Raw genomic sequence first — 20,474 nt, 5'->3', positions numbered from 1 at the left:
ATTTACTCCTCATCATCACTGAATAGTCCAGGAGAGAATGGGAGACTATAGTCATCATCTTCTACTGATTTATTAAACTTTATAATATTAGCCATTTGTTGACTTTCTGGTAAAGGTGTTAAATTAGTTTTTTGCCTTTGTTCCTTTTTATTGGCTCGAATTTGGCTAATTCTTTCACGGCTTGATTGAGTTGATTTAGGAGTTTGCTTTTTGGCGTTATCAATGATTGCCTGAACTGATCTTTTAAAGGCGATACTGTGTGGAGTTTCTGCATGTTTAGCATTCGCTTGCGCATATTTCTCAAGATATTGCTTATCCCAAACCTCCGAGAAACTCATATTTGCATAAGCACGACTCCGAATATTTAAGGAACAAGTCCAATAGGATTGGCTAGCAGAATTTGGGAAAAGATAGATTTTATTTGTGTTTTGAAGATCATATGCTGCTTTTAGGTTCTGAGGACGTTGTATTTCATCACTACGATGTAACCAGCCTTCTCGTAAGACTTCACTACTATTGTAATACAATCCCCATGCATTGATTCCTAGTGGAGAGATTGAAACTTTAGTCCGTGGCAATAATGAAACTCGAAACTGTTCAGCATCAACTGTACGGAGCTTGCCCATACGGTTCTGAATTCCCCAATTCCAAAGGTGAAGTGGAATAGATGGAATATCTTCAGGGATGTCCTCATCTCGATCATATTTTTCTAGAACATGATGATTGTTACGAAATAGAATCGCCTGAATAATAATTTGAGTGAATTCTTTTAGGGTAAGTGCTGCTTCAAGTCTATAATCAGATTCGCCATGTTTCTTAATCCGATGACCTTGAACAATACCTGGAGCATAGGGTTTAAATTCAGCTTGAATAGTACGAAAGCAGCTTTCTACAACTGCTTTGGCATCTCCTCTTCTTGGTGGAGCTGTTTCTAAACGCACATTATAGCCATTGGTCAGAGTTTCAGCTTGTTCACTCAACATTTCTGCTCGGTCAGCAAGAATTGCACTTGGTAAACCAACAGTCGGCCACTCATCTTCAGATATTTCGATATCAAACTCTTTGCAAAGAACAACTTTACTACTACATGCAACAGATACAGTTTGCATAGCGATTGCATATGAAGGGTTATCAACACCGACATAAAAACCAGCGATCATACGACTAAAGACATCACTTATGCTATAAAAGGTCGGTCTACCTATAATCTTGGTCCGATCATCATCTGCAACTAAATAAATATCAGCAATCGTTGCATCAATTTCATAACGACTACCAGGTCCAAGTACACTTGATGTGCTTGTTGCAGATAAGGGACGCTTATCCTTTTTAAAATCAGTAGGATTTGTTTGAGCTTCGATAAGTTGGGGTTTTGTGTATTCTCGATGATAAAAATACCGGAATTGCCTTAAAGTTGGATAATTCTTGCTATCTTCTTTGGGGTAGTACTGTTCATATAAGCTTTGGAACTTTTGATACGCTTCAGTTGTTTTGAGTGGACTATTTACGAGTAGATATTTAGAGATCGTCAATCTAAATAGTCTTTCTATTTCAAGGGTAATTTGACAACCTTCACCATCACCAAATTGACGTTTACGTCCATTTTTCTTGGTGTTAATTTCTGTCCGAGTTTTACCGGGGGCACCACTATTTTTATAATCTGGCAATAGCGCGTTGGGAATTTGTCCTCTTTGCCAATATTTTCGCAGATATTTATAAATCGTTGGTTTAGACACCAAACCAGAAGACTCAATTTTATGAATTAAAGTTGCCCGAATTGATGGTTCATAGTGGTTCGGTTCTTGGATAATTTCTCTTATAAGATTGAAAGCCTTGTCTCTTTTGATAAAGGCAATGGAGTCTAAAGCAGGTTCTTCTAAAATCAAATTGACAAAAGGGTCTTTAGCGCGTGTTAAGCGTTCATTATCTAAGTATTCAGAAAGAGCTTCTTCTCTCACTACTTCAGGTAAAGCATTCTTTTTATTGATCTGAATCCAGAATATATCTCCAAAATTAATAAAAAGAATACGGTAAAGTTGATCATCAAATTTAAGAACCTCATTGATTTGCCACATTGAGGAATCCTTCTACAAGTTGATGTTGATAGAATGTGATATCTTTTACTCTTAATTCTTTGAATTTCTGGGTAATATCAAATTTGATTAGGCGATGGGCCATAAGTTGTTTTAGGTCAGCCAAGGATTGACCAAGGTCTTGTTGATATTCTCGATCAATAGATTTACAGACATCAGATAGTTTCATTTGTAGGTGTTTTTGGCAGAAAAATTCAAAATTACTCAAAGCATTAAGCAGTTGGTCATAATCGTGCATATCTGTCTGAGATGAATAAAGCCATTTGATATTATCAAGTACAGTTGGATTCAGCTCTTTTTCAGTAATGATGTACCAAGGAATTTCCTTGCTCGCCCAATAACGCCTTTCGATTTCTAATTTCTCAATAGTTCTAGGATTTTTGAGTTCTGATAAAGGTTTGACCTGAATAACAAATTGTTTATGGGATGAGCTATCTACTAAAAAATCCGAAGTCATTACCTGATTGATGCCACGAATATTAGGATGTCTAATGCCATTATTAGAGGAAATCTCAATGGTTTCATCTCGTAGTAGAGGGTATTGCTCGCGTATATCTTGTACATGACCCATCCAGTCTAAAGTTAAAAAGACGCCAAGCTCCAAGTTGGATAGCAGATGATGGGTGCGTTTGGTTTTAAATGAGTAGATACGATGGGATAGACCTTGGGATGGCACTTCATGAATTCTTAGCCAAGGTTTATAGTTAGCACCTGAACCTTGTCCACGTCCTTCTTTGATTCGTTTAGCAATCTGTATCTCGGTTAAGCCATTCAGAGATTTAGCCATTAAAAAGCCCAGTATACTTTTTAATCAGTATACTTGGGCTTTTTATAGTTAACAACTATTTTGTGTAGTTAATAACTTTAATGTCATAGTTAGCAACTGTTTTGTATAGTTAATAACTATTTTGTCTGACCACATTAAATCATTGAATTTAATCAATATTATTCCACTGTTACGCTTTTTGCTAAGTTTCTAGGCTGGTCGACATCTGTACCACGTAAAACCGCCACATGGTAAGACAACAACTGCACAGGAATACTATACACAATTGGCGCAAGCAACGCGCTGACCTGTGGTACATAAACCACATGCTGGCGTTCTTTATCTGCAGGAATGCCGCTGTGTTCATCTGCAAATACAAACAGCTCACCACCACGTGCCTGTACTTCTTCCATATTGGATTTCAGTTTATCCAGCATGTCATCTTGCGGTGCTAAAATCACCACAGGCATGTCATTATCGACCAATGCCAATGGGCCGTGCTTTAATTCACCCGCAGCATAACCTTCTGCGTGAATATATGAAATTTCTTTCAGTTTCAAAGCACCTTCCAAGGCGATTGGGAATTGTGTGCCACGACCCAAGAACAAGCAGTGATTTTTCTCTACAAACAATTCAGACAAACGTAAAATTGCCGTATCATTTTGCAAAGTATCTAAAATCACTTTTGGTGTGTGCCATAAGCCTGCAATAATTTCAGCTGTTTCTGTCGCTGCAATTGCATTTTTCACCTGACCAATTTTGAGCACCAATAGCATTAATGCTGCCAATTGTGTCGTAAAGGCTTTGGTCGATGCCACACCAATTTCAGGGCCTGCGAGTGTCAACAAACTATGATTGGTTTCACGCACCATAGATGAAGTTGCCACGTTACAAATGGTCATGGTGCTAATATTTAAGCCTTTTGCAGCAGCACGTTTTTGCGTATCACGTAAAGCAGCTAAAGTATCTGCAGTTTCACCAGATTGTGAAATGCACACATACAATGTGTTATTCACAATGACTGGGGTGCGATAACGGTATTCGCTGGCAATTTCCACATGACATGGCAAGTTAATTAGCTGTTCAAACCAGTATTTTGCAATCATCCCTGCATGGTAGCTGGTACCGCAGGCAATAATCTGTACCTGTTGAATCTTGGCAAAATCAAGCTCGGCATCTTTCAGGAAATCTTCACGTAAAGCGTTGCCATTTAATGCTTGTGAAATGGTTTGTTGAATTGCTTCAGGCTGCTCATAAATTTCTTTGAGCATGTAGTGTTTATATTCACCTTTCGATGCATTGCTTACAGTTGCATCCAACTCTTTTACAGGGCGTTCAACCGTTTGACCGTTTACAAAAACTTCAATGCTGTCGCGGGTTAAGCGGGCGATATCACCTTCTTCCAAATATATAAAACGGTTGGTGATCGGCAATAACGCCAATTGGTCTGAACTGATAAAGTTTTCGCCAATACCGACACCAATCACCAAAGGAGAACCTTCACGTACCGTGATCAATTCATCTGGATAATCGGTATGGATAATTCCCAGAGCATAAGCACCTTTCAGTTGAGGCACGACTTGCTGTACCGCAACCAATAAATTCGGTGCAGTTTTAAGAGCATGGTTGACCAAGTGCGCAACCACTTCAGTATCCGTTTGAGAGCTGAACATATAGCCTAAAGCTTCTAGCTCATCTTTCAGTTCTTGATAATTTTCGATAATACCGTTGTGTACGACAGCAACATTGCCAGAAATATGCGGATGTGCATTGTTTTCTGTCGGTTTGCCATGTGTTGCCCAACGTGTATGGGCAATACCGAGTGAACCTGTGACTTGAGAATCTAGTACTGCTTGCTCAAGATTTGCTACTTTACCGACACGACGCTCACGCAAGACCTGGCCTTGACTAATCAATGCCAAACCTGCGGAATCATAACCGCGATATTCTAAACGCTTTAAACCTTCAATGAGGATATTGGTAATACTACGTTCTGCAACGCCACCGACAATACCGCACATAGGAACTTCCTCTTATTTTTTCAATTTCTGTGGACGTTGATAATTTTCTTTAGTGAACTGTTTAGAACGTTCCACAGCTAAACACTGTTCTGCAACATCACGGGTAATGGTCGAGCCTGCGCCTACCGTTGCACCATTGGCAATGGTGACAGGTGCAACCAATGAACTATTTGAACCAATAAAGACTTGGTCACCAATAATGGTTTTAAATTTATTCGCACCATCATAATTGCAAGTAATCGTACCTGCACCAATATTGCTGCCTGCACCCACTTCGGCATCACCTAAGTAGGTAAAGTGGTTGGCTTTGGAGCCTAAACCAATTTGACTGTTTTTCACTTCAACAAAGTTGCCAATATGCACTTCATTGGCCAATACCGCACCCGGACGTAAACGTGAGAATGGACCAATTTGCGCAGCTTCACCTACAACCGCTTGGTCAAATACGCTATACGGCTGAACTTTAGTGCCCGCAGCAATTTTGGTGTTTTTGAGGATACAACCTGCACCAATTTCTACGCCATCACCCAGTTCGCAATCGCCTTCAATAATTACGTTAATATCAATGCGAACGTCTTTACCTGCAGTGAGATTACCACGTAAATCAAAACGGGTTGGGTCAATTAAATGCACACCTTGTTGCATGAGTTGCTTGGCTTGGAAGTTCTGGAACTCGCGTTCTAATGCAGCCAATTGCACACGGTCATTCACGCCTTCTACTTCAAAAGCCAGTTGAGGTTCTACCGATGCAACTTCTAAACCATCGGCAATTGCCATCGCCACAATATCGGTCAGGTAATATTCACCCTGCGCATTGTTATTGCTCAGTTTTGGCAGCCATTCATGTAATTTGGCATTGCTGACGCAGTAAATACCCGTGTTAATTTCCTGAATTTGACGCTGTGCTTCAGATGCATCTTTATGTTCAACAATCGCTTGAATTTTACCGTTTTCACGCACAATACGACCATAACCCGTAGCATCGGCAAGGGTGAGTGTCACCAATCCAATTAGGGTTTCACGTGAAACATCGAGCAGCTTTTGTAAAGTTTGCTCTGTAATGCAAGGTACATCTCCAGATAAAATTAGGGATACGCCTTCATGTGGTAAAACAGGCAAAGTCACTTTGACTGCGTGACCTGTGCCGAGCTGTTCCGCTTGTTCGACCCACTGCACCTGTTCATGTGCAAACGCATTTTGAACCAAAGTACCGCCGTGACCGTAAATGGTAATAATATGATCTGCTTGTAATTTTTTTGCGGTATCAATCACGTGACCCAAGAGTGGGCGTCCTGCAAGAGGTTGTAATACTTTTGGTAAATTTGAACGCATGCGCGTGCCTTTACCTGCTGCAAGAATAATCACGGTGGTAGACATGTTGAATCCTAGTGATGGCTAAACCAAAGTAAAAGATAAATAAATATAAATACATAATGCGGCCCAAAGACCCGCAATAATATCGTCCAGCATGATGCCAAAACCACCTTCGACCTGACGATCAATGACACGGATTGGCCAAGGTTTCCATACATCAAACAGTCGGAATAGGACAAAACCCACAATTACCCAGACCCAGCTGATTTGATTGATAAAAATCAGGGGTAAAAAGGTAATCGATTGTCCTGCAAATTCATCCCAAACAATACGACCATCATCATGTACGCCCATAACCTGTGCAGTACGTCCACAGATATATATGCCAACGAGGGACATGATGGCAATGGCAAAAAGGCTTGGAATGAAACCAAGCGCGAACCAAATGGGAATGAACAGTAGGGCAAAGGCCGAACCAAAGGTACCGGGAGCTTTGGGTAGTAGACCTGAACCGAAGCCAACACCACAGCATACAATCAGTCGGTCAGTCCAAGACATGGCTTTGAAATTAATCGCGGGTTTTTGCAAAGTGTTGGTATCCATGAAAATGAAGTGAACGATCTACGCCATTCTGTTCAAAGCTTAAGCGGTTTTGATTGTTAATTTTGCCAATAATATGAATAGGGGTATTCAGCGGTTTTTGCAAAAGCTGCTGATAATTTTGTGGGCTTATTGTAAAGCATAACTCATAGTCATCGCCACCTGCCAAGGCATATTGCCACTGCTTTTGTTGTGGTAATTCGGTTAATGCAGCATCTATAGGCAGTTGGCTGAGTTCAATACAAGCACCGACCTGAGAGGCTTTGAGAATATGCCCTAAATCTTGTGCCAAGCCATCTGAAACATCAATCATGCTTGAAGCCAGACCTTTGAGTTGTTGCCCGAGTTGGCAGCGAGGTGTCGGGTAGTCTAAGCGTTGTTTTAAGGGGTGATCGAGATGATCTAAACCAAAAGCGGCATCGCCGACTTGTCCGCTGACACAAATATAATCGCCGACTTGTGCGCCTGAACGTGGAATTGCTTGTCCTTGTTCAATCCAGCCTAAGGCGGTAACGGAAATGGTGAGATGCGGGCTTTGTGTGGTATCTCCACCAATTAAACTTACCCCAAATTGATCGCAACAATCATGTAAACCCTGACTAAACCCTTTGAGCCAGTCGTGATCAATTTGGGGTAGGCTCAATGCCAATAATATACTGTGTGGGGTGGCACCCATGGCGGCAATGTCAGATAAATTGACCGCAACCGATTTCCAACCAATCGCATGTGGGTTGGTATCGAGGGGGAAATGTCGTCCAGCGACTAAAGTGTCGGCACAAATGACCAATTGTTGTTGCGGCGGAGGGGTGAGCAGAGCTGAGTCATCACCGACACCTAAATCGACTGCATCGGGACGCGGTCTGTTGAAATAGGTCTCAATAATGGAAAACTCAGCCATACAACAATCGACTCAATACTTTGAATTAGTTGCTTTGTTGCTTTTCTGCTGCACGTAAGCTGTTGGCAAGACGGTCTAATACACCATTGATGTATTTGTGGCTGTCTGCACCACCAAAGTGTTTTGCCAATTCAATCGCTTCATCCAATACCACACGGTATGGAATTTCCAGATGTTGTTCTAACTCATAAGCACCTAAACGTAAGGTGGCGAGTTCAACACCATCGAGGGCTTGAATGTCACGATCAAGAACAGGCACCAGTAATGCATCCAATGCTTCATGATTGGCAACCACTTGAGTCAACAATTCATGATAATAGCCGAGATCCACTTTGTGCATTGCATTTTCCACACGGGTACGTGCTTCAATTTCATGTACTGGATTGTGGCTCATCTGCCATTCATAAATACCTTGCACAGCAAAACGACGTGCTTTACGTTTTGCTGCATAAGTTGCTTGAAGTGTTTGCGACATAGCGTTAAATAGCCTTTAACAAGTTAACCATTTCAATTGCAGTTAAGGCAGCTTCACTTCCTTTATTACCTGCTTTTGTTCCAGAGCGTTCAATTGCTTGTTCAATACTATCCGTAGTCAATACACCGTTAATCACAGGTAAGCCAGTATCTAAACCAACCACACCTAAGCCTTTGGCACATTCGCCTGCAACAAAGTCAAAGTGTGGAGTGCTACCGCGAATCACTGCGCCGAGTGCAATAATGGCATCATAACCATTCGATGCAGCTAATTTTTTAGCCACAACAGGAAGTTCCCAAGCGCCTGGTGCATGAACAACGGTGATATTATCCTCTGATACGCCATGACGTTTCAATGTGTCAATTGCGCCATCAAGCAAATGCTCAACCACAAAACTATTAAAACGACCGACTAAAATCGCATAACGGCCTTCGCTAGCGAGATGTAATAAACCTTCAATACGGCGAATTGCCATAGCAACCTCGATTATTTCTCTGATGTTGGATCTGCGGTGATATATTCCACCACTTCTAAGTTAAAGCCTGATAAAGCATTGAAACGTAATGGTGAGCTGAGTAGCTTCATTTTTTCAACGCCTAAATCACGTAAAATTTGTGCACCCACGCCAATGGTTTGGTATTGCTGTGACAATGCAGCATTGGCTTTGCCTTGTTTCGGGGATTTAAGGCTGTCTAGGGCAGGGCCCAAGTCTTGCAATTGAGCTTGACCAATCCAGACCAAAACACCACGTTCACTGTTGGCAATTTCTTTTAAAGCACGGTCTAAATTCCAAGTTGCCGAACCATCTGCTTTTTTCAGCTTCAGCAAATCACGGGTTGGATTAAAACCATGCACACGTACTGTGGTAACGCCTTCTTTCGGCTCGCCTTTGACCAATGCCAAGTGAATGTCTGGGTTCCCCAGTTCACGGTAGCGATATAAGTCAAAAGTACCATATTCGGTGTCGATGCTTTGCTGATCCAAACGCTCTACAGTTTGTTCATTGGTCATGCGATAGTGGATTAAATCGGCAATAGTACCAATTTTTAACCCGTGCTTTTCAGCAAAAAATTCTAAATCTGGACGACGCGCCATCGTGCCGTCTTCATTGATGATTTCACAAATTACCGATGCAGGCTCTAAACCTGCCAAACGGGCAAGATCACAACCTGCTTCGGTATGTCCTGCACGGTGCAATACACCACCTGGCTGTGCCATGAGTGGGAAAATATGCCCAGGCTGAACAATATCGGCAGGCTTGGCATGTGCAGCGACAGCGGTTTGAATGGTATGCGCACGTTCTGCGGCAGAAATACCCGTGGTAATGCCTTCAGCAGCTTCAATCGACAAAGTAAAGTTCGTACCGTGTTGTGCACCATTGGCATCAACCATTAACGGTAGGTTTAATTGCTGGCAACGGTCACGACTTAAGGTTAAGCAAACAAGACCACGCGCGTGTGTGATCATGAAGTTGATATCTTCAGGGCGAACGTGGGTTGCGGCAATGACTAAATCACCTTCATTTTCACGATCTTCATCATCCATGAGGATGACCATTTTTCCTGCACGGATATCTGCTACAAGCTCTTCGACAGTATTGAGCGGCATCAACCTTCACCTTCTTATTTGTCTGAAACGACATTGAATGAGAGAGATGCATAGTCTAACGGTTTTTTACCTGTTTTGCCTATGCTTATCATTTTCATTGCGTGACTTATGGTTATACACAGTGTCATCAGGCTTGGAAAGAGGTGAAAAGGAGGATTTGCTGCGTTGCTGTAGATTGTTTAGGCAATTAAGATGAAATGCAAAATCTGTGAAAAATAAAACTGTAGAGGGCATAGGATATTATCGCCCTCATTCTCGCCTTCACTTGAGCCCAGTTGGGTTTTGGGAGAAGGCAAGAATCAGAGATGAGATAATTCATTAAATTCAGGTATAAGAGAATTTCTGTTTAGCGCTCACGTAAGGCTTCTTTGGCTTTGTTGAATGGTTTGATCAGATATTCCAACACCGTTTTTTCACCCGTTTTAATATCGACTGTTGCGACCATGCCTGGGGTAATATCAAACGCTTGTCCTGCTTTGTTGCTGAGTTTGTCTGAATCGGTACGGATATAAACCCTTATCTTGGGATATTTTCTATTTCATATTACATCTTGTTTTGAGCGTTTTGGTTGTAAAATAAAACTGATTAAAAAATCCACAAAATGATCAACCTTTTTGACTGAGCGCTGAAAACATAAAAAATAAACGCTTTTCTGTGATTAATTGCACAATAAATGCAAAAAAGTCATGTCTTGCATATCCTTAATTGTCTTTGTATGGTTAGAATATAACAACTGTGCCCAAGATCTCTCACGTCTGTTATGAATATATTAATCGTTGATGATCATCCGCTGTTTCGCCATGCCTTAATTCAGGCGGTTCGTTATAGCTTACCGCAAGCTCAAATTCATGAAACTGCTGCAGTTAATGAATTGTACGAACGTTTGGAAAATGGACCTGAGCCTGATCTTGTTTTATTGGACTTGAATTTACCAGGGGCATCGGGCTTTTCTGCATTGGTGCATGTGCGTGCGCAATATCCATCTATCCCAATTATTGTGGTGTCCGCTCACGAAGAAGCATCGATTATTCAACGTTCAATTGCGCATGGGGCGATGGGTTATATCCCAAAATCGGCACATCCGAGCCATATTGGTGAAGCAATTCGTCAAGTTTTAGAAGGTGAGATTTGGTTGCCGCCAAACTTGGCTGCGAATGTTAACTTTGACCCTCGCGCTGCAGATGAAACAGCTTTGGCTGAACGTATTCAGTCTTTAACACCACAGCAATTCCGTGTATTGATGATGGTGGCAGAAGGTTTGTTGAATAAACAAATTGCCTATGAATTAGATGTTTCTGAAGCGACGATTAAAGCGCATGTGACCGCAATTTTCCGTAAATTGGGTGTGCAAAATCGTACTCAGGCGGTATTGGCAATCAATGCTTTAAATATTGAAGAAAAGAAAATGTAAGATGTGACTGATCTGTAAAAGATGAGTTTAAAACCGCTATGTTGATCTGGAAGATTGAGCAGTGGTTTTTTATTGGGTGTTTGGTTGATAATGACCTTTTTAGAAAGCTAATTCACTTTAGGATGTGACATTTGGCGTTCAGGTTGTTGATGTGCTTAAAAACCTAAAAGGAATATTGTCTTATGTCTTTAGCTGTATGGCCTGAAACATATTCAGGCTGTCATGTCGATAAAACCGATAAAAATCGACATGAGAGAGTTGTCATGTCGATGACATAAACATATTCAGGTTGTCATGTCGATAAAATGGGTAAAAATCAACATGAGCTGAATAGCTATCAGTCTAATGCAGGCGATATGCTTCTTTCAGATTCTTAGGCTTTGATTGTATCTGTACCCATAAATCCAATAGTGTGAAGTTGTCCGCAGCGGGAAAACCCGCCACTAATAAGAAATACATAGAAGGACGAATATATTTTAATAGTAATAGATGAATGGTGATTTGAATAAATCATACCTAAGTGAGTAGGGGGCTTTCCCCTATATGGGTTCAACTTTTAGAATTCACGATAACCAAGCCCGCCAGCCGTGATATGTGCTAGATTTCGATCATAGGTAATTATTTGGCTTTCTTTTCCGATGGTTTTATTTTTCTGACTTGAGCATCTGTAAGCATTGCAATGATTCCACAGAATTGGGGGTATAGTTTTGGAGGTAATTTATTATACCCCTAGTTATAACCCCAACTAGATCAAGCTTGCAATAGATAAAGTGGATTGCATTAAACATAAAAAAGGCCTAAACCCTTTAGATTCAAGCCCTTAAAACTACGGGATAATACCGTAAACAACTAATTTGGCGGTGAAAGAGGGATTCGAACCCTCGATACGCTATTAACGTATACACACTTTCCAGGCGTGCTCCTTCAGCCACTCGGACACTTCACCATAGGCGGTGGATAATAACCAAAAAATAGTACAAAGCCAAGTTGAAACATTTGATTTAGAGAAAAACTTTCAGCGTAGTGCTATGATTCTCAAAAATACCGTCTAAATCGAAGACACCTATGCAAAGTACTGCAAAAAAAGCAGCCTTACCCGTCATTACCTTGGCTGCGCTCGGCGTCGTATTTGGGGATATCGGAACCAGCCCCCTGTACGCCTTCCGACAAACTTTTTTAACGGCCCATCTTGCAATTACTCAAGCCAGTGTATTGGGAATTTTATCCCTGATTTTCTGGTGCATGATGCTCACCATTAGCTTCAAATATGTCACCGTTATCATGCGTGCCGATAACAATGGTGAGGGTGGGATCATGTCGTTACTGGCATTGAACCTGCGAACAACCCGCATTGCTGAAGATAAAAAAATCTTCCTGATTGCACTTGGCTTTATTGGTGCATCCCTGTTCTTTGGCGATGGCATTATCACCCCCGCCATTTCAGTATTGTCTGCCATTGAAGGACTAAGTATTGCCACGCCTATCTTTAATCAATGGCTCGTACCGCTCTCCATTGGTATTTTGGCAGGACTGTTCATTGTGCAGCGTCATGGTACAGGCACGATGGGCAAATTTTTTGGCCCACTGACTTTGCTGTGGTTTTTAGCCATTGGCGGTGCAGGGCTGCTCAGTATCATCCAAACCCCATTTGTATTGGCCATGGTCAGTCCACACTGGGCGTTTAACTTTGTAGTAGAGCAACCCTTTGTTGCATTTCTCACCATGGGTGCGGTGATTTTAACCATGACGGGTGGCGAAGCACTCTATGCCGATATGGGGCATTTTGGGCGGATGCCTATTCGCCTCGCGTGGTTTTTGATTGTCTTACCTTGCTTGTTATTGAATTACGCAGGACAAGGGGCATTATTGCTACGTAACCCTGCAGCGATTGAAAATCCGTTCTATATGTTGGTGCCTGAATGGGGCTTATACCCGATGATTGGTTTAGCCACAGCTGCAGCGGTGATCGCTTCTCAAGCGGTGATCACAGGGGTATTTTCAATGGTCAATCAGGCCATTCAATTGCGTTATTTACCACGCCTGACTGTACGTCACACGTCCGATGTTGAACGTGGTCAAATCTATTTGCCATTCATTAACTGGGCCTTATTTATTTCGGTGCTTATCTTAATTTTATTATTTGAAAATAGTGCCAGACTTGCCAGTGCTTATGGCGTGGCAGTGACCATGACCATGCTGTGTGGCACGATTTTAATTTCAGTGCTGGCCTATGGTTTTTGGCGTTGGCCGATGTGGAAAGTTGCCCTTTTTGCAGTGCCATTTTTAACCCTAGATTTAATTTTTGTGGCTTCGACCTCGCTCAAAATTGTGTCAGGGGGATGGGTGCCAATTTTAATTGGCGCCATCATGTATACCATTTTAATGACGTGGAAAGATGGTCGTGCATTGGTTTTCAATCGTTTGGAAAAAGATGCCTTGCCGATAGACCTATTCATTCACAGTATTAGTATGGGCAATGAAACCAAATTTGTCCCTGGCGATGCGATTTTCTTGACAGGTACGCCTAACATTGTGCCACATGCCATGTTGCATAATATTAAGCACAACAAGGTGTTACATGAACGCAATATCATGGTAACGGTCATCACGCGTGATATTCCATTTGTGGCGCAGCAAGATCGGATTCAAGTCGAAAAACTGGATGATCGTTTTTATCGGATTGCCATGTATTACGGTTTTAAAGATCAGCCAAATATTCCAAATGCCTTGAAACAAGCCTATGAACAGCTTGAGTTTGAATTCGATATGATGCAAATGAGCTTCTTTATTTCGCGTGATCGAATTGTGCATACGGTGGGCGATGGCATGTCACCGTGGCGTGAAAAACTGTTTATTTCAATGCAGCGCAATACCAGTCCTGTGAGTGATTTCTATCAAATTCCAACCAACCGTGTGGTGGAATTGGGTAGTCAAATCGAAATTTAAAAACTGCTCAATAGATTTTAAAAAACCAGCATTATAAAGTGCTGGTTTTTTATTTTTAGCTCAAGATTGGTCTTAAACAGATCTTATTGTTCCGTATCACTTGGTTGTAGATGGCTTAAATCTATATCGTTTACATCTGCGCCCTGTGCCGCAGGTGCTGTGGTTTCAAGCCGTTCAGTCGTGGGCAGATTGACTGCTGCTTGTTCAGATGCAGCAGGGTTTTGTGGTGCAGCATTTAGCGCTTCTGCGGTGACATCCACATCATCGCCAGCATTTACAGGTAAATCGGCTGAAGATGACAATAATGGCGCAGAGGTGGCTTGTATGTGTTGTTCGCTCACTTGCTCTGCCTGCGCTGCGTGTTGCAGTTCGGATTCAGTCCCGACAGGCATCGTCATCGGTACATTGTCTTGAGCCAGATTGGCTTGTTCGGCTGAAATTTGGTTTGCAGGCTGTTGCGCTATATTTTCTGCTGGACTTGTTAAGTTTGTATCTGTACTCGGTACAATGCGTATCTGACCATTGGCGATTAATTCTTGTAGTGAGCCTGCTTGCCCATTAATCGTGGTGCTTATTTTGACTTTAGATAAACTTTCTAAAGTATCACCTGCTTGAATGGGTGGTTCGGCAAAGGCAGAAATGCTGATACTGCTACCAACCAAAGCACAAGCAAAAAGATGAAAACGCATGTATTTCTCCATCAAAAATCGCAAAAATAAAGTTAAAACCAATTTAAATCGTCAATCACACCTAGCTTGAGCAGCGCAATGCGCTTGGGTGTCGCTGAGCGATGTCTTTAAGGTGTATTTAGCTTGGCAGATTCGCTAAAACGGATGCAATCAAATCTACCAAACTTGATCTAGACTGATGTCAAAAGTGCTTAAAACTCAGGCTGTGTATGGCTTTTGTGGTGTTATGGCGCGGGTTTTGTTTAATTGTTAGACGAACAAGAGGTGCTTCATATACAAGCTGTGAGTGGATTGTTAAGCTCGGGCAAACTCTGCGGATTTAGAGCGAAGTCACAGTAACGGTTATGGCAAGAAAACGGCGCAATTCCAACAACATTTGGACTCAAATTTTCAATCAAAACAGCTTGAAAGTGCTACTCGGTGTAGTGGCAACAGGGAGTTTTGTGATTGCTTTTGGTCAAGAAAAAATTAGCCAGTGGACTTCACTGGTGCCGAGTTCAGGAAATAGTGCTTGCCTAACCCAGTTCTATCGAGAAACGCCGCCCTATTTACTGAAAAATAGCCTGCAAAAAGACAGCTATCCGCTGTGTTTTAATGACTTTAATGTGATGTATTCAGGGGTATCCAAAACCCCGTTATGGGTGGCAGAAGCCTTAACACCAGCGCGTTTGAGTCAGCGGATTCCACGTGAAGATAACTTTCACGAAGAACCGCGCGTCAAAGCCGAGCATCGTGCGACTTTGCTGGATTATCGTGGTTCGGGTTATGACCGTGGACACATGGCACCGAATGCCGACATGACCAACTTGGCAGCCCAGTTTGACAGTTTTTCTTTGGCAAATATGGTGCCGCAAGCCCCTAAAAATAATCAGCAGGTCTGGCGTGAACTTGAAGAAGCCACCCGAGCGGTGGTGACTAAGCAAAAGCAAGATGTGTATGTGATTACGGGGCCAAGTTTTAATGCCAAGCGTCTAAAAACCATTGGGCAGGGCGTTATTGTGCCGACTGCGGTGTATAAAGCTGTGTATATGCCCAAAACAGGCGCGATAGGGGCTTATTACGCGCCCAATAACGACTCGTTACAGGTGCAAGTGGTGAGTGTCTGCTATTTAGAAGAACAGTTGGGCATTAATTTATTCCCACAATTAAGTGAAGAACAAAAGCGCAATACCTATAAATTGCCTTTGACTGCAAATGCTGTAAAAGCCAATACACCGATTGCCTACTCACATTGGGATGCAGAAAGCCAGTGCGCAGAAGATGTATCTGCTGAGCAATTACAAGCCTTGCAAACCGAATTTAAACGCTCAGGCAGTAGTCCTGCATCGGGTGCTAGCATTGATGCAGATACCCAAGATGCAATTGTGAAGCAATTGATTGAAGCTTTATTGCAATATATTTTACAGTTGTTGAAATCTTAAACTGGGTTAAGATGATGGATATTGCATCCTTCATGCTAAGGTGAATTCAATGTTTAAACCGTTTCAAAATGGGACTGAATCACATGCGATTCATGACTTAACCTTAGAAAATGATTTAGATTGCATCAATGTGTATGGCAGTTTGCAAATCAGCAAAGATCAGGCGGGTTTACAGGCAGCCAAAGTACTACAGGCTTTTTTGAATGAAGTTGTTGCAACTTTGGAGCAGACTCCGAATCTGCCTGAAAAGTTAGATCGTCCCGAAGCGGGTGAAATTGAAAATCCATTTTTATAATGGATGCCATCTCAAGATATTAAATCTACTTTAATCTGCTCATCTAAGCCATTAAAAAGCCCGCTCAAACGCTTGAACGGGCTTTGTTGTTTTGTGTGTTTTTAGATAAATCCCAGACATCTTGAAAAGCTGTGGATTTAAAGTTTTGAAGATCAGTCTTCAGCTTTTGCCATAGCGCGATACAGCACCGCACCAATCACCGCACCTACAATCGGTGCAACCCAGAAAGCCCAAAGCTGGCTGAGTGCTGCAGTTTCAGCAAAGAACGCCCCACCTGTACTACGTGCAGGGTTCACGGAAGTATTGGTTACAGGAATACTGATCAGATGGATTAAGGTCAGTGCCAAACCAATTGCAATTGGAGCAAAACCTGCAGGTGCACGTTTGGCGGTTGCACCCATAATCACCATCAAAAAGCCAGCAGTGAGTACCACTTCAATCAATAATACTGAACTGAGGCATATTTTCCTGGAGATAAATCACCATAACCGTTGGTCGCGAAACCGCCTGTGCCTGCAAAACCTGCCTGACCCTGTACAATCAGATACAACACCAGTGCGGCCAGAGTCGCACCAATAATTTGTGAAATAATATACGGTGCGAGTTCTTTGGCTTCAAAACGTCCACCTGCCCACAAACCAATACTGACTGCAGGGTTAAATTGACCACCTGAAATGTGCCCAAGTGCATAGACCGCGGTTAATACGGTCAGACCGAACGCAAGGGATACTGTACCGTACCGGATTTGTCGGAGAGTCAATATTCTGAGATGAGAAGCATTGCTTCGCAAGACGTAGCGAAGCGTAGTGTCCCGATGACAAAATTAAAATATACCCCTGAAATCAGAGAAAGAGCGGTTCAATTATTGATTGAATCCGAAAAAGATTATCCATCGTATTGGGCTGCAATCACAGCAATCGCTCCTAAGATTGGCTGTACTCCTGAAACACTACGTGTTTGGTATCAAAAATATTTAGATAAACAAAATCCAGTTAAAGTACAGCAGCTTTCAGACCAAGAACGTATCAAACAACTGGAACGCGAAAATAAAGAACTGCAACGTGCGAATGAAATTCTACGTAAAGCAGCTGCTTTTTTCTCCCAGGCGGAGCTCGACCGCCCACACAAATATGGTGGATTTTATCCATAACAATAAGGCGTTAAGCGCATGCGGTGATTCCACCTAGAAAATGCGAAAGCATACAAAGATACAAAGAGCAGCTCGCTAGAGCGAGATAAATGACTTCGAATAGTTAATCTCAGGTAGGACACTATGGAAAAATGATCAGGCTATCATCGGCGCAGTTGGGTTGAAACTAAGATGCATGCACTTGTAGCAGTCCTCAACAGATGTAAGCAATTAGGTAGAGCACTTACCCAAGTTACGCCTTAAATTTGGTTCATTTCGGGGTACTTTGTCTTTCAAATCTTTGTGGAACAAAGCCCATTCGGCTATACATTAACTAAAAAAAATAGAGAAAAAAACTATAAAAAATATAAAATGTGAAATTTGCGCATTTGGTGGAAATTGGGTATTATTTTGCTGGAATATTGATCAGTATGTTTGGGCTGGCAAAGTTCTAAGTAGAGATAAAATTTTAAAATACAAAATCCAGAGGGCAGAATAGATGAAAAATAGAGCATTTGTAAAAATAATGATGGTCACGGGTGTCTTAGGTTTAACAGCATGTGGCGGTAGTGACAGTGATGAAACAGGAAACGTACCAGTACCATCAGAGCCAGTTGCCGAGGCTATGGTTCAAAAAAGTGTAGAAGAGCTGACGCTGTTGGATGTGAATAACCTTACCTTAAATGCTGCGTCGATTCAGATTTTAAGTGACGAAGAGTGGAAGAAATTACAAGCAAGTAGTTTGAAAACAGCAACAAATGCAAGTACAGCAGATGATTCTGAACAGCTATTTCCACCGATCAATAGTTTACCGACAGCGACTCATTTTAAAGGTCAAAGTTACCTTGCTAATGCTCAAGGCATCGTTAAACTGCCTAAATTGGCTGCAGGCACATATTATGTTTTGGTCACTAAAAATGGACAGTCTGCAGTTTCGGCATTCTTGATCCATCCTAAAAATACCAATAAGAGCATTGTGTTGAATGTTGTCCTCAACTGCTTAGACCAAGACTGTCAGACCTTAAGTGATGCACCTGTCAATGATGCAGTAGTCGGTACGTTGTCTGGTCAGGTCATTTATAAAGGAAAGCCTTTAGCGAATGCGCAAGTCGCATTATCTGGCGGTGCTGCGACCAATGGTGCATTTGTTAGTGCAATTACCGATGCTAATGGTTATTTCACGCTTTCATTTAACGTCTCCAATACTCTGCTTGAAGCATTGAAAAATGCCACGCTCACTATTAGCAGTGCAGGAACTAATACCATGACAAAAAAAGTTACGGTCATTGCTTCTTCTGCATCGGGCTATCAATTTGAAGTGCTGCCTGAAACGACATCTGCAGATGCGGTATGGCGTGAAACTTTTGAAGCGGACTCTACTACTCGCAATGCATGGACAAGCTCACAGCCAAGTGTGGCGAATGTCGATTGGCAGCTGCTAAACAAAGGTCACAATATTCGTAATAATCAAGTGAATCAGCGTGTGCGCTTAGCGCCAAATGACCAAAGTCAAGGCAAGGTACCTGAGCCACTGCAAGGTAATACGGCATATTGGTATGGTGACAAAGTAAATGGCAACTTTATTGGTGCTTTAAGTGATTCATCTACGGCTCCAGAGTTTGATGGCGGCACCTCGCAGCATGACAATAGGGGAGAATTGATTTCACCTGTGATTAATCTAAGCCAGTATCAGGCGCCTTTGAGTTTAAGCTTTAAAACATGGTGGGAAATTGAGTCAGTCAATCCAAATAATCAGGGGTTTGATTTGATGAATATTTTAGTTTCTACCGACGGCGGTAACAGTTTTAAGACTTTGGCTCGATTAAACCCGCTGGCAGATCCATCTTCTGCATATGATCGCGCGCCGATTCCATACAGTAATTTAGGCTTTAACCTCGCACCGGCTGCTGTTCAGCAAGAAGCAATTTCATTAGATGAATATGCAGGCAAGGCCAATGTTCAGCTGAAATTCCAATTTAGAACGGTCGATGGACTTTATAATGGTTTCCGCGGCTGGATGATTGATGATGTGGTGATTCAGAAAAAAGCCGGAACTTTCCCATTATTTGATGGTGTGAGTTTTGATGAAAATTCAGATAGTTTCTCTCAGGACTATAGTGGCGTCGCTGCAAAACAAGCGGGCGTTTTGTTGAAAAGCACGAAGAGTTATGCACGGTGGGCTGACGAGCCACAGCGTAAATAAAGATTTACATGGCGGTGCAGTATGAATGAATAGAATAGGTTTAGACACATTGCATTCGCGATCAATCAACCATCAAGCGTGGTGAATACTAAAAACAGCTCTCTATTGAGGGCTGTTTATATTTAAAGGGGCAATTTATTCAGCCACTTCAGCATAGCGGTAACTAAAGCGTAAGCGTTCGCTGAACACAATCTTACGAATTCATCCTATAAGCCTTAATTCAATCCCCTTTAAAAAACAGGCGACTCAATTTTATGATTACAAATAACCAGACATTGATCGCATTTCTTGCCAAGAAACTAAGAACATACAGTGAATCATAGTGAGTTTGTCGAAGACGAGATTGTAAATAAAATTGCGTAATTGATTGAATTTTATATGTTCATAGTCACAACGAAGTCAGGCATCATGTTGGAAGAACAAAAATTAAATGACCTTATAGCAGAATTTGCTAAATCCATAAAAACAGAAGATGATCTGTAAGCGTCCGCTGAACACACCTTCTGAATTCATCCTATAAGCCTTAATTTAGTCCCCACTTAGAAACAAGTGGGGACTTAAATTTATGACTACAAATAATCAGACATCCATCGCATCTCTTGCGA

At 41.9% G+C, this 20,474-nt stretch carries 15 protein-coding genes, 1 tRNA gene and 4 pseudogenes; 7 read left to right on the top strand and 13 right to left on the bottom strand.

Annotated elements, in window-relative coordinates; all coding sequences use genetic code 11:
* Positions 1 to 2: 2 nt before the first annotated feature.
* The 10 genes and pseudogenes from AC07E5_RS12390 to AC07E5_RS12345 all read right to left on the bottom strand — a co-directional run.
* Entirely contained in the window at positions 3 to 2,075 is a 2,073-nt protein-coding gene (locus AC07E5_RS12390; RefSeq protein ID WP_374667160.1) for a TnsB C-terminal domain-containing protein, read from the bottom strand.
* Entirely contained in the window at positions 2,059 to 2,880 is an 822-nt protein-coding gene (locus tag AC07E5_RS12385; protein WP_111860829.1) for a TnsA endonuclease N-terminal domain-containing protein, read from the bottom strand. Before AC07E5_RS12385 ends, AC07E5_RS12390 begins: the two co-directional genes overlap by 17 nt.
* A 158-nt stretch (positions 2,881 to 3,038) precedes the next feature.
* Positions 3,039 to 4,880 carry a glutamine--fructose-6-phosphate transaminase (isomerizing) gene (gene glmS / locus AC07E5_RS12380; protein WP_253131904.1) on the bottom strand — a complete coding sequence of 614 codons (1,842 nt, stop codon included), beginning with the start codon at positions 4,878 to 4,880 and terminating at the stop codon, positions 3,039 to 3,041.
* A gap of 12 nt (positions 4,881 to 4,892) precedes the next feature.
* Positions 4,893 to 6,257, bottom strand: coding sequence for a bifunctional UDP-N-acetylglucosamine diphosphorylase/glucosamine-1-phosphate N-acetyltransferase GlmU (gene glmU / locus AC07E5_RS12375; RefSeq protein ID WP_253131905.1), 1,365 nt, complete (start codon positions 6,255 to 6,257; stop codon positions 4,893 to 4,895).
* Positions 6,258 to 6,275: 18 nt separating this feature from the next.
* Entirely contained in the window at positions 6,276 to 6,797 is a 522-nt protein-coding gene (locus AC07E5_RS12370) for a phosphatidylglycerophosphatase A family protein (RefSeq protein WP_004974347.1), read from the bottom strand.
* Positions 6,763 to 7,692 carry a thiamine-phosphate kinase gene (gene thiL, locus AC07E5_RS12365; RefSeq protein ID WP_131260657.1) on the bottom strand — a complete coding sequence of 310 codons (930 nt, stop codon included), beginning with the start codon at positions 7,690 to 7,692 and terminating at the stop codon, positions 6,763 to 6,765. The genes AC07E5_RS12370 and thiL overlap by 35 nt, the downstream gene beginning before the upstream one ends.
* Positions 7,693 to 7,717: 25 nt before the next feature.
* A complete protein-coding gene (gene nusB / locus AC07E5_RS12360) occupies positions 7,718 to 8,167 on the bottom strand; it encodes a transcription antitermination factor NusB (RefSeq protein ID WP_004974349.1) in 450 nt (149 codons plus the stop codon).
* A 4-nt stretch (positions 8,168 to 8,171) separates the two neighbouring features.
* The gene (ribH, locus tag AC07E5_RS12355) at positions 8,172 to 8,642 is read right to left on the bottom strand and encodes a 6,7-dimethyl-8-ribityllumazine synthase (RefSeq protein ID WP_004974350.1); all 471 of its coding nucleotides are present in this window, start codon (positions 8,640 to 8,642) and stop codon (positions 8,172 to 8,174) included.
* 11 nt (positions 8,643 to 8,653) lie between these two features.
* A complete protein-coding gene (gene ribBA, locus AC07E5_RS12350; protein WP_253116750.1) occupies positions 8,654 to 9,775 on the bottom strand; it encodes a bifunctional 3,4-dihydroxy-2-butanone-4-phosphate synthase/GTP cyclohydrolase II in 1,122 nt (373 codons plus the stop codon).
* 346 nt (positions 9,776 to 10,121) lie between these two features.
* Positions 10,122 to 10,292: pseudogene (locus AC07E5_RS12345) on the bottom strand (secretion protein HlyD); the annotation flags it as partial.
* A gap of 243 nt (positions 10,293 to 10,535) precedes the next feature.
* Here AC07E5_RS12345 and AC07E5_RS12340 point away from each other — a divergent pair.
* Positions 10,536 to 11,186: a response regulator gene (locus AC07E5_RS12340; protein WP_004974358.1), complete on the top strand. Its 651-nt coding sequence runs from the start codon at positions 10,536 to 10,538 to the stop codon at positions 11,184 to 11,186.
* A gap of 855 nt (positions 11,187 to 12,041) precedes the next feature.
* Here AC07E5_RS12340 and AC07E5_RS12335 read toward each other — a convergent pair.
* A tRNA-Ser gene (locus AC07E5_RS12335) sits at positions 12,042 to 12,132 on the bottom strand.
* A gap of 119 nt (positions 12,133 to 12,251) precedes the next feature.
* Here AC07E5_RS12335 and AC07E5_RS12330 point away from each other — a divergent pair.
* Positions 12,252 to 14,132: a potassium transporter Kup gene (locus tag AC07E5_RS12330; RefSeq protein WP_498625572.1), complete on the top strand. Its 1,881-nt coding sequence runs from the start codon at positions 12,252 to 12,254 to the stop codon at positions 14,130 to 14,132.
* Between the two features lie 83 nt (positions 14,133 to 14,215).
* Here AC07E5_RS12330 and AC07E5_RS12325 read toward each other — a convergent pair whose 3' ends face one another.
* Entirely contained in the window at positions 14,216 to 14,821 is a 606-nt protein-coding gene (locus AC07E5_RS12325) for a hypothetical protein (protein ID WP_004974369.1), read from the bottom strand.
* Positions 14,822 to 15,165: 344 nt separating this feature from the next.
* Between AC07E5_RS12325 and AC07E5_RS12320 the strand changes: the two genes are divergently transcribed.
* Together AC07E5_RS12320 and AC07E5_RS12315 are read left to right on the top strand one after the other, a co-directional pair.
* A complete protein-coding gene (locus AC07E5_RS12320) occupies positions 15,166 to 16,242 on the top strand; it encodes a DNA/RNA non-specific endonuclease (RefSeq protein WP_004974371.1) in 1,077 nt (358 codons plus the stop codon).
* 49 nt (positions 16,243 to 16,291) lie between these two features.
* Entirely contained in the window at positions 16,292 to 16,537 is a 246-nt protein-coding gene (locus AC07E5_RS12315) for a hypothetical protein (RefSeq protein ID WP_253131907.1), read from the top strand.
* 152 nt (positions 16,538 to 16,689) lie between these two features.
* Here the strand turns inward: AC07E5_RS12315 and aqpZ are convergent.
* Positions 16,690 to 17,267, bottom strand: a pseudogene (gene aqpZ, locus AC07E5_RS12310) (aquaporin Z); the annotation flags it as partial.
* Positions 17,268 to 17,351: 84 nt separating this feature from the next.
* On the opposite strand from aqpZ, the pseudogene AC07E5_RS12305 reads away from it, so the two are divergent.
* The 3 genes and pseudogenes from AC07E5_RS12305 to AC07E5_RS12295 all read left to right on the top strand — a co-directional run.
* Positions 17,352 to 17,700, top strand: a pseudogene (locus tag AC07E5_RS12305) (transposase); the annotation flags it as partial.
* A 1-nt stretch (position 17,701) separates the two neighbouring features.
* A pseudogene (locus AC07E5_RS12300) lies at positions 17,702 to 17,930 on the top strand (IS5/IS1182 family transposase); the annotation flags it as partial.
* A gap of 235 nt (positions 17,931 to 18,165) precedes the next feature.
* The gene (locus tag AC07E5_RS12295; RefSeq protein ID WP_131260656.1) at positions 18,166 to 19,869 is read left to right on the top strand and encodes a carboxypeptidase regulatory-like domain-containing protein; all 1,704 of its coding nucleotides are present in this window, start codon (positions 18,166 to 18,168) and stop codon (positions 19,867 to 19,869) included.
* Positions 19,870 to 20,474: the final 605 nt, after the last annotated feature.

The organism is Acinetobacter seohaensis (assembly GCF_056431365.1).
Note: the sequence above shows the minus strand (reverse complement) of the source record. Positions and strands in the feature narration are given on the sequence as shown.

Excerpts from the sequence above, each read along its gene's own strand:
- AC07E5_RS12325 (WP_004974369.1), bottom strand. The coding sequence starts at position 14,821 with ATGCGTTTTCATCTTTTTGCTTGTGCTTTGGTTGGTAGCAGTATCAGC.
- AC07E5_RS12320 (WP_004974371.1), top strand. The coding sequence starts at position 15,166 with ATGGCAAGAAAACGGCGCAATTCCAACAACATTTGGACTCAAATTTTC.
- ribH (WP_004974350.1), bottom strand. The coding sequence starts at position 8,642 with ATGGCAATTCGCCGTATTGAAGGTTTATTACATCTCGCTAGCGAAGGC.
- AC07E5_RS12385 (WP_111860829.1), bottom strand. The coding sequence starts at position 2,880 with ATGGCTAAATCTCTGAATGGCTTAACCGAGATACAGATTGCTAAACGA.
- glmS (WP_253131904.1), bottom strand. The coding sequence starts at position 4,880 with ATGTGCGGTATTGTCGGTGGCGTTGCAGAACGTAGTATTACCAATATC.
- glmU (WP_253131905.1), bottom strand. The coding sequence starts at position 6,257 with ATGTCTACCACCGTGATTATTCTTGCAGCAGGTAAAGGCACGCGCATG.
- thiL (WP_131260657.1), bottom strand. The coding sequence starts at position 7,692 with ATGGCTGAGTTTTCCATTATTGAGACCTATTTCAACAGACCGCGTCCC.
- AC07E5_RS12330 (WP_498625572.1), top strand. The coding sequence starts at position 12,252 with ATGCAAAGTACTGCAAAAAAAGCAGCCTTACCCGTCATTACCTTGGCT.
- AC07E5_RS12390 (WP_374667160.1), bottom strand. The coding sequence starts at position 2,075 with ATGTGGCAAATCAATGAGGTTCTTAAATTTGATGATCAACTTTACCGT.
- ribBA (WP_253116750.1), bottom strand. The coding sequence starts at position 9,775 with ATGCCGCTCAATACTGTCGAAGAGCTTGTAGCAGATATCCGTGCAGGA.
- AC07E5_RS12315 (WP_253131907.1), top strand. The coding sequence starts at position 16,292 with ATGTTTAAACCGTTTCAAAATGGGACTGAATCACATGCGATTCATGAC.
- nusB (WP_004974349.1), bottom strand. The coding sequence starts at position 8,167 with ATGTCGCAAACACTTCAAGCAACTTATGCAGCAAAACGTAAAGCACGT.
- AC07E5_RS12340 (WP_004974358.1), top strand. The coding sequence starts at position 10,536 with ATGAATATATTAATCGTTGATGATCATCCGCTGTTTCGCCATGCCTTA.
- AC07E5_RS12370 (WP_004974347.1), bottom strand. The coding sequence starts at position 6,797 with ATGGATACCAACACTTTGCAAAAACCCGCGATTAATTTCAAAGCCATG.
- AC07E5_RS12295 (WP_131260656.1), top strand. The coding sequence starts at position 18,166 with ATGAAAAATAGAGCATTTGTAAAAATAATGATGGTCACGGGTGTCTTA.